Here is an 8353-nt window from a genome sequence, read left to right on the forward strand (position 1 = left end):
CCGGTTTACTGAAAAAAACTGTAATTCGTTTCACTCATTTCAGTTGCGGTTTTTCCGCAGAAGCCCAGCGGCAGCGCGGGCTGGCGGGGCGTTTTGTAAAAAAAGAAAACTGAAAAATTTTTATGATCCAAAAACCGCAGGCGGGTGCGGTGTAGTGCCGTTTTCGTCACTTCCTTCGTGATTTCGTGGCGCTGTCGCTGCGCTGGTGAGGACGTAGCAGCACGATCCATTTAATGCCATGCGGTGCCGCCTGTAAGCAAAAGCGCCCCGTATGGGGGCGCTGGCTACGTTTTACTGGCATAAAAAAAGCCCCCATAATGCGGGCTGTCGGTGCTGCGATCTGATTTTTATCCGATAACGGGTTTATATTTCATCTGCAATCCTGCGGCGCTGGCACCGGTCGCGCTGATAGCGCTGGCATTCTGCGGCGCGCCCGTATTGCTATGGGTGTGGCTGGCCGTCTGTTGCGCCAGCTGCTGCACAACGTCCAGCGTGTCCAGCATCAGCTGCATCACGTTAATCGACTGACTGCCGACCCACACCACCGGCGCGATAATTTCCTGCCGGGCGCCCGCGATGCTTTGCCGCAGCTGGCCTGTCTTCTCCATGAGGTTGCCGCCCGCCTGCAGGCTGGCGTCCTTCGTCACGCTGGTGACCATGTTGCCGCCGCTCGCCAGCGAGTAGTCGCCGCTGGCAATCTGCTGCACGGCCCCGGCCATCAGGCTGGCGGTTCCCAGTACCGTAGTTTTATCTGTCGCCTGTACCGTAGTTTCGCGCGCGACCAGCTGGCGCGTCTCATCATCAGCAACGATAACCCAGCTCATGGAATTTTCGCGGATTGCCTGGTCCGTCTGCCGTTCCCAGTCTCCCGCCACCGTCACGCGTTGTGACACGCCTTCGCGCTGCTGCTGTAGCTGCTCACCGGATTTAATGTCCGGCAGGCTGTTTCCCTGCGCCAGCGTCCGACGAATAAACGGCTTGTCCGGGCGCCCGTCGGTAAACGCCACTTCTACCAGCGTGCCAGCCACAAAGACAGATGCCGCGCACTAAACGCCGGGCAAAAATGTAATTGCCGCCGCTTAATATATAGAGAAGCTGGTGGAATCTGCACGTGATAAACGTACTCATAAAATTATCAAGATGAAGCGCTTCCGCCCGGTTGATGCCGTTCGCCAGATCGGTAGAAGGTAGCTTTTTTTATAGCCTGCCGAATAACTATAAAATGGCAGCAGACCTTCCGCATTTGCTTTTCTTTCTCGATAAAAAAACCCGCTTTCGCGGGCTTCATCGGTGGCCTTTAACTGCCTGACGCATATTGTTTCTCTTCACCCGTATGTTCGGGCACCTCGTTGATCAATCCCGGCGTAACAATCACGCCGGAGACGGTCTCATGCGTCTTAAAAGTACAGCTGCAGTTAATATTCTGGCACTGATGATACCGCTCTTTCGTTTCCGGCGAGATATAGCGGCTACTTTTGGTATGGGCGGCGTTCTGGCAAAGCGGACAATGCATCATTAAGGTATCTCCCTGTAGTAATCACCAATTATTAATACCGCAAAATACCAAAATTGGCAAAAAAATACACTTATTGTGAATCACCTACTCTTCGATAACCTCATATTCGATTCTTTCGGTTACCGCTTCCAGGTACAGCTTGTTTGTATAGCCACTGCTGCTGATGCGGTGTTCGACAGACTCAATCAGCCAGGGCTGAGCATCAATAACAGATTTAAACCCGCTGACTTTAACCGGCATTTCCGGAATCAAATCGGCACGCCCGTTCGCCAATGTCAGGCTAAAGGTTGCCACGCTGCGCTGTAACTCCTGCCACTTCGCTTTTGCAGCGCTTACCGCATCTTCTTTATTTTTATAAATTGATGGCAATACCAGCACGTTATGCGGACTGCCCATCAGGTAAGTTTCCGGATCGGTGGCTGCCGCTGTCTGGCTCTTGTTATCTCCCTGCTGACCTGCGGTATTACTCTGCCCCTTGCTCTTGCGCTGCAGGGTTACCTGCTTCGGTTGCGTATCCTTCGTATCCAGCCAGCGGGCTACCACGCCGGTATAGGCGCCCCGATCGGCAATACTAAAGTTATGCGCGTTGCCGTCGTGACGGGCTAAAGACAGAGGAGGAACAGGTTTACCACTTGCCGTCACGGCACCGCCTGGCTCGAAGAAAAGCAGGCTTGCCATCTTGATAACCGCCACCGCACCATACAGCGAAGCAAGGCGTGTGATAAATGCACTATCCGTTTCCTGCGTTTGGTCGATATGCTTTATCGCAATATGCTTAAATTTTTCGGCAACAACCGGCCGGAGCCGCTGACGCTCCGCCACCTGTTTGACTACCGCCTCCAGCGTGGTTTCATGATACGACGCCTCGCGACGAACGTTCATCCGGCCACGATAGTCAATGCTGCTGGCCGTAATCGATAGTTTATCCGGCGTGCCGCTATGTGTAACCGTATCAATGGTATATTCGCCTTTCTTCAGCAGCTCCTGCCCTTTCCAGCCAATAAACAGTTTAATAATTCCGCCGCGCGGCGGCAGCGCCAGCTGTCCGTCCGTATCGTCCAGTGAAATATTCAGCAGATCGGCGGTAAAACCACGCTTATCCTCTAGCTTCAGCTCGATCAGGCGCTCGCGAAACTGGGTAGTGACGTCCTGGTTATTAATCTCTATCAGAAAATCAGGCGCCAGCAGCGTCCCGATCTGGACCGGTAACCGGCTAAGGTCGCTCATGCTATTTAGCTCCCTGCTCCGTTTATTGACGATGTCACGCTGTTTACGGCATCCAGCGCCTTATCGCGCACCTTATACAGAGTTTCTACCGCCTGATCCTTCAGATCGCCGAACAGGGTAATCAGGGATTCATCAACGCGCTTCAGCGTCATATCAAATGAAATCTTGCGGGCGCTGCCGTCACGGTACAGCTCGGTATAGGTTGAATTAATGCTCTGGATAACGTACATGCCATAAATTAAGCCGTTGCCGGAAATCAACGGCCAGGCTCGTCCGTTATCCGCCATTAGCTTAAGCGTTACCAGAGATGCCGTGCCGCCGATAAGCGGCGGGCGCAGTTCGCCATTGATTTTAATGGTTTCATCGCCCGGCCCAAGAAACTGTGACGCTGCACGCTCTCCAACGCGAGCGTTATCTGCCCAGCGGTAAGCGTTAGAACGCGTCAGAGTGCTGTAAGGCAACGTCTGTTGGATAAAAGGCAGCATGCCGTAAATCATTAACATACTTTATGTCCCCCAGTTCATACTGGCGCGCTGACGACTCAGAGCGTTAAACCGCTCCTGTTCCTCGTGCTGCCTCATGATTGCGACGATTTCATCTCTGGACATACCCGGATGAGTATTGATTATGTAATTGCTGTTAAAGGTATTTTCCTGCGAGTTTTGCCTGAACGCCGCGCCCGTCAGCGGGCTGTAGGCCGTTAACTGCGGCGGAGCAAAATAGGAGGAGCCATCAGGTGCTGGCGTATCCGGATTCGGTAAAGGATTTTTTCTATCGGCAGGCTCTTCCTTAACGGCGCCGAGCATCCTCATAAACCAGCTGGCGCCCTTCATCAGATATTCCAGCGTTTTGGCTGGAATGATCAACGACCTGGCCAGCGCCTCGCCGAACATTTTGCCGATATCTCCGGCAGCGGCCAGCTCTTCCTGCGTCGATTTTACCGGCTCCAGCAACTTACTGAACATATCCCACAGCGCCTTCACTTTATCGCCAAACCATGCAAAAACCGGTTTCAGAGAGTTAAAAGCCTCGATCAAAGGCTCCATTGCAGCGATAAAGCCGTCCCCCACCCCGCTAAGAAAAGCGCCGATTGGTTCCCAATATTTACGCACCAGCAGCGCCCCGCCCACCAGAGCGGCCACAACGGCGACGACAGGCAAGGTTAACCCGCCGATTACCGTGGTTATGCCCCCGCCGACGCCAGCAATAATCGCTCCCAGCATTTCAGCGCCGGTTATAATGGCATTGATGCCCGTTAATACCGGCCAGACAGCCTGTCCAATTCCCCCCAGCGCGCCAGCCAGTACGATGCCCGCAGCAGCGGCGTTGGCGATGCCGCTCGCCAGTTCCGGATTAGACTCTACCCAGTCGTTGACGGTAGTTAAAAATTTCGTTACGCCCTGCGTAAGCTGGCGCAGGCTGCCTTCGAGCGAAACATAAAGATTGGTGCCGATGGCCTCCCAGGCTGACTCCAGCTTGCTGATATCGCCGCCAAGACTGTCCTGCTGCATGGCTAACTGCGTAGCCGTGCTGCCGTCCGCCTGCTGATAATATCGGGTGCGATTATCCAGCTGACCGCCAGATGCCGATTTCATCAAGGCTGCGGCAGCCGGCGCCGCCGTCTCGCCAAAGATAGCCTGGCGATATTCAGCCTGCTGTGAGGCGCCAGGCTGGTTCTTTTCAAAGGCGCCTTCAATTTCTTTGAGAATGGTGAAGAATGGACGCTGGTTGCCTGCGCTATCAACGGTCTGCACGCCCAGCGAATGCAGAGCGGTACTTGCCCGATCGGACGGCTGCTGTACGCTAAGCATCATGGCGCGCAGGCTTGCTCCGGCCGCGCCGCCGGTAATGCCGCTTTTCGCCAGCTCCTCGAGCATTGCGGAAGTCTGCTCCACGCTGACGCCCGCCTCACTTGCTACCGACGCGATATGAGCCAGCGCCTCATTCAGATCGTCAAAACCTGTCGAGCCATCTTTTAGCGTGGCGAACAGCACATCGCCCAGGTGCGCAAGCTGGCTGTTCGCCATGCCAAAAGCATCTCTGGTGCGTAGCAGCAGCTGCGTATTTTCTTCCAGGGAACGATCGTTCGCCAGCGACATCCCTACGGTCACCGGCGTGGCCGCCATGATATCAGCAACGCTGCCGCCTGATTTTGCAATCACGGTTTGTGCATGCGCGGCATCGCCGGCAGAAAGCGGCGTGGAATCACCGATGCTGCGCGCCTGCATCTGCAGGGCCTTAAAATCTGCCGACGTTTTATCCAGCCCGGTCGCTACACGTAATTTGTTACTTGCTTCGGCAAAGTCATAGCCGGGGCGTAAAACCTTCGATGCCTTTTGCGCGCCATCGACCGCAATATTTAATGCGGCGCTGCTGCCAGTACGAATTTTTGCTGCTATTTGCTGGCTTTTACGGTAGCGATCCTGAATTTTATTCAATCGCTCCTGTTGCTGAGCCTGCCGTTGATAGCTCTGTTCCAGCTCCCACAGGAACGCATAATTATCGGGCAAGCGTAAGCCATTGATATTCGCTACCTGCTTATTCAAAGACAGTATGCCATCCTTCATTTTACGGATGCTGTCGATCAGTTTTTGGGTCTGTTTCACGACGGCCTGAAACGGGCGTGATGCCTGTTTCACCGACGCCAACAGCGCCTCCGTATTGAGGAAACTACTCATCCGGGTTTGCTCCGCTGCGTAACAGGGCTTTATGCCGCCAGTCGAGCAATTCGACCAGCGACATTTCATACATTTCAGAAGGGGGCCAGTGAAAAATGACCGCTATATCGGCCATCAAATCATTGACGGTCAGGCTTCGGGGCCACTTGAGGCTTCCGATTTCGCTGACAAAAAACCGATCACCTTGCCGCCCAATGCAATCAGATCAACCGGATCCAGGCCCAGGCACTCCGCTTTCGTCAGCGACGGCACGGTGATCCGCGGCAGCACGGTCAGCAGCGCATCCACATCTGAAGCGCACAGATCGGCCAGGCGCACGCCGCGCAGGGCGCCGGCAGTAGGCTTGATCACTTCGATCTGGCGGATTTCGGTTTCCCCACGTTTCAGCGGGGATTCCAGCTCAATGATGTTTTCATTCTGTTCCATCTGTTTTACTCACACTGTTCAGTTTTAAGCAGTGCCAGCGCCGGGCGCTGGCATCCGGGTTAGTTCAGGCCAAGGTTAATGCGGCGCTGTTCCAGCAGATCGACGCCGTCCACTTTTTCAATCATGTTGATGGTGTCGATTTCAATCAGCTCTTTGCCATTCCATGTGAGCCGGAAGTAGGTATTTTTTGTGGTGATTTTGGTTTCGGTATCTTCACCCTGTTTGGCTTCGCCGAAATCAAATGCCTGGTGATGGCCGCGCACCTCAATCTCCACGGCGATCTCTTCGCCGGTATCGTCACGCTGGTAAGAGCCGGTGAAGCGCAGCGGCACCGCCGCGCTGGCGCCCCACTGTTTCAGCACCAGTTCATCCATGCCGCCGATCGTCCACTCCATATCAAGCGCGTCGTCGTCCAGTCCGTTATCGATAAAGGCGGCGCCGTTCATACCACCAGCCCGGAAGGCGTCCAGCTTGCGTGACAGCTTCGGCAGCGTCACCGCGGTGACCACGCCCTGATAGCTGTTTGAATCATTGAAAAGGTTCAGCCCTTTCAGTTTGCGGGGTAATGCCATTTATCCGGCTCCTCAGCTGTTAACAGATGCGGCGAAATTCGCCAGATAGCGGTCGGTGATGCGCTGGCGCAGAGTTAAGTCTTCCAGCGGCGGCACCGGCGTATAGTCGTAATCAATAAAGAGCTTGCCCGCTTTCAGGGTCTCTTTATCGTTAGCGGTATCGTCGTACCAGCACGACGCGCCCAGCAGGTAGCCGGCGCTGACCAGCTCGCGGAATTTCGCGTTGATGCCGGCGATGATTTCACGCACCAGAATCGGCGTTAGCGGCTTATCCGTAGCCCACATATGCGCTTCGGCCATGGTGTCGGCAATCACCTGCGCGGTACGGGTATAGTTTTCAAAGGCGAACAGCGGATCGTCGCTGCAGGTACGGTTGCCCCAGAAGCGGAAACCATCTTTGCGGATAAGCGTTGTAACGCATGCTTCATTAAGCAGGTCAGCATCAGTGCCGGTTTGCTGTAGATCCCAGAAAACCGAAGCGGAAATGCCGCTCACGCCGTTAACGCCAACATTAGACAGGGTTTTATGCCAGCCGGTATCGTTATCGATTTTGGCACGCAGGCCCAGCGCGCGCGCGGTGGCATAGGCGGTTTCCGGCTGACTGGTCGCGGTGTTCCAGGCGATAAAATCGGGCCAGATAACCATCAGCTCACGCTGGCTGAAGTTTTCACGATATCGCATCGCTTCAGAGATAGTTTTGCAGTTATACGCTGACACATAGGCGAACGCGCGCAGCTGCTGCGCGATGCTGGCCAGCGCGGTAGCGACTTCCAGCGTATCAAGGCCCGGTACGCCAAGGATACGCGGTTTAACGCCAAGCTGCGTCTGCGCGCTTAGCAGCGCTTTCATGCCGGTGTAACGTCCGTTCTCATCGGTGGTGCCGATAATATTGGAGGTGGTTTCCGCTGCGGTTTCGCCTTCCGCCACGCGCACGACGACGGTGACCGGTTTTGCCTGGTCGGCGATCGCCTGCAGAGCGGCTGCCAGCGTCCCTTGCTTACCGGCTTTGCCGATAGCGGAAAGTACGTTAGCTAGCAGCACTGGCTCGTTAAGCGGGAAAACCGTAGCGTCGGCATCTTCTGCAGTACAGACCATGCCGACAATGGCTGTTGATACGGTAGAAATGGTGCGCGTTCCGTCGTTGATTTCGACGACGCGGACACCGTGATGATAGTCAGACATCTGATGCACTCCGTGTTATGGGTGCAATCAGATTGACAGTTCAGCCCAGGGGATGCATGCCATTAGCGTTTACTGATCGCTGGCTGAACTGAACTTTCGCAAAGTACGCTGCTTTTCGGCGGGAATATAGCGATAGAGCGTTTTGATGGATACCTCGCACACCAGAGATATTTGATGCAGCGTAGCCCCATTCATCAGCATTCTTTCCGCCCGACTGACTACTTCGGGCGTCATAATGCGCCGCCGGCCGCCTATTCGTCCTTTTTCACGCGCCGCCGCCAGTCCCGCGCGCGTTCTTTCAACGATCAGCTCACGCTCCATTTCGGCCAGCGCTCCCATAACATGAAAGAAGAAGCGGCCCATCGGCGTGCTGGTATCGATGCTGTCCGTCAGGCTACGAAAATTAATACCACGTTCACGTAGCTGCTCGGTCAGCATCACCAGGTGTCGCATACTTCTTCCAAGCCGATCCAATTTCCATACAACCAATGTATCGCCGGTTTGAAGAGTACGCAGCGCTTTCTTCAACCCTGGCCGTTCCGATACTTTTCCGCTTATTTTATCTTCAAAAATCAGCTCACATTTTGCACTAAGCAATGCACTTCGCTGTAAATCGGTGTTTTGGTCATTTGTTGACACCCTGATATAGCCAATCAGCACGGTATACCTCGTCCAAATAGCAAGAATTGTGCCAGCGTGACGCTTTCTATGGCCAGGGCTTTCTTTCATTTTTTGGTTGGTTTGGGGGAAGC

10 protein-coding genes and 1 pseudogene are annotated in these 8353 nt (G+C 54.6%); all 11 read right to left on the minus strand.

All coding sequences use genetic code 11. The features are described from left to right. Positions 1-5 precede the first annotated feature (5 nt). The 11 genes and pseudogenes from FKM52_RS21750 to FKM52_RS19165 all read right to left on the minus strand — a co-directional run bounded on the left by FKM52_RS21750 (position 6) and on the right by FKM52_RS19165 (position 8261). The gene (locus FKM52_RS21750; RefSeq protein ID WP_181407958.1) at positions 6-230 is read right to left on the minus strand and encodes a hypothetical protein; all 225 of its coding nucleotides are present in this window, start codon (positions 228-230) and stop codon (positions 6-8) included. 117 nt (positions 231-347) lie between these two features. Next, positions 348-1022: pseudogene (locus FKM52_RS19120) on the minus strand (hypothetical protein); the annotation flags it as partial. Between the two features lie 275 nt (positions 1023-1297). After that, complete coding sequence (locus tag FKM52_RS19125; protein ID WP_141177750.1) at positions 1298-1516, minus strand: ogr/Delta-like zinc finger family protein; 219 nt, start codon at positions 1514-1516, stop codon at positions 1298-1300. An 84-nt stretch (positions 1517-1600) separates the two neighbouring features. Next, positions 1601-2743, minus strand: a complete 1143-nt coding sequence (locus FKM52_RS19130; protein ID WP_141177751.1) for a phage late control D family protein — start codon at positions 2741-2743, stop codon at positions 1601-1603. Between the two features lie 5 nt (positions 2744-2748). Beyond that, complete coding sequence (locus FKM52_RS19135; protein WP_141177752.1) at positions 2749-3246, minus strand: phage tail protein; 498 nt, start codon at positions 3244-3246, stop codon at positions 2749-2751. Between the two features lie 3 nt (positions 3247-3249). After that, positions 3250-5421 (minus strand): phage tail tape measure protein, encoded by a 2172-nt coding sequence (locus tag FKM52_RS19140; RefSeq protein WP_181407957.1) that lies wholly within the window; start codon positions 5419-5421, stop codon positions 3250-3252. Next, on the minus strand, positions 5414-5536 hold the full coding sequence (locus FKM52_RS19145) for a GpE family phage tail protein (protein ID WP_141177754.1): 123 nt from the start codon (positions 5534-5536) through the stop codon (positions 5414-5416). Before FKM52_RS19145 ends, FKM52_RS19140 begins: the two co-directional genes overlap by 8 nt. 14 nt (positions 5537-5550) lie before the next feature. Further along, on the minus strand, positions 5551-5847 hold the full coding sequence (locus tag FKM52_RS19150; protein WP_141177755.1) for a phage tail assembly protein: 297 nt from the start codon (positions 5845-5847) through the stop codon (positions 5551-5553). 59 nt (positions 5848-5906) lie between these two features. After that, positions 5907-6419 carry a phage major tail tube protein gene (locus tag FKM52_RS19155; protein WP_141177756.1) on the minus strand — a complete coding sequence of 171 codons (513 nt, stop codon included), beginning with the start codon at positions 6417-6419 and terminating at the stop codon, positions 5907-5909. 12 nt (positions 6420-6431) lie between these two features. After that, entirely contained in the window at positions 6432-7601 is a 1170-nt protein-coding gene (locus FKM52_RS19160) for a phage tail sheath protein (RefSeq protein ID WP_141177757.1), read from the minus strand. 69 nt (positions 7602-7670) lie between these two features. Next, positions 7671-8261 carry a recombinase family protein gene (locus FKM52_RS19165; RefSeq protein WP_141177758.1) on the minus strand — a complete coding sequence of 197 codons (591 nt, stop codon included), beginning with the start codon at positions 8259-8261 and terminating at the stop codon, positions 7671-7673. Between the last annotated feature and the right edge of the window lie 92 nt (positions 8262-8353).

Origin of the sequence: Mixta tenebrionis (assembly GCF_006517625.1) — a bacterium.
In the GTDB taxonomy this organism is placed as follows: domain Bacteria; phylum Pseudomonadota; class Gammaproteobacteria; order Enterobacterales; family Enterobacteriaceae; genus Mixta; species Mixta tenebrionis.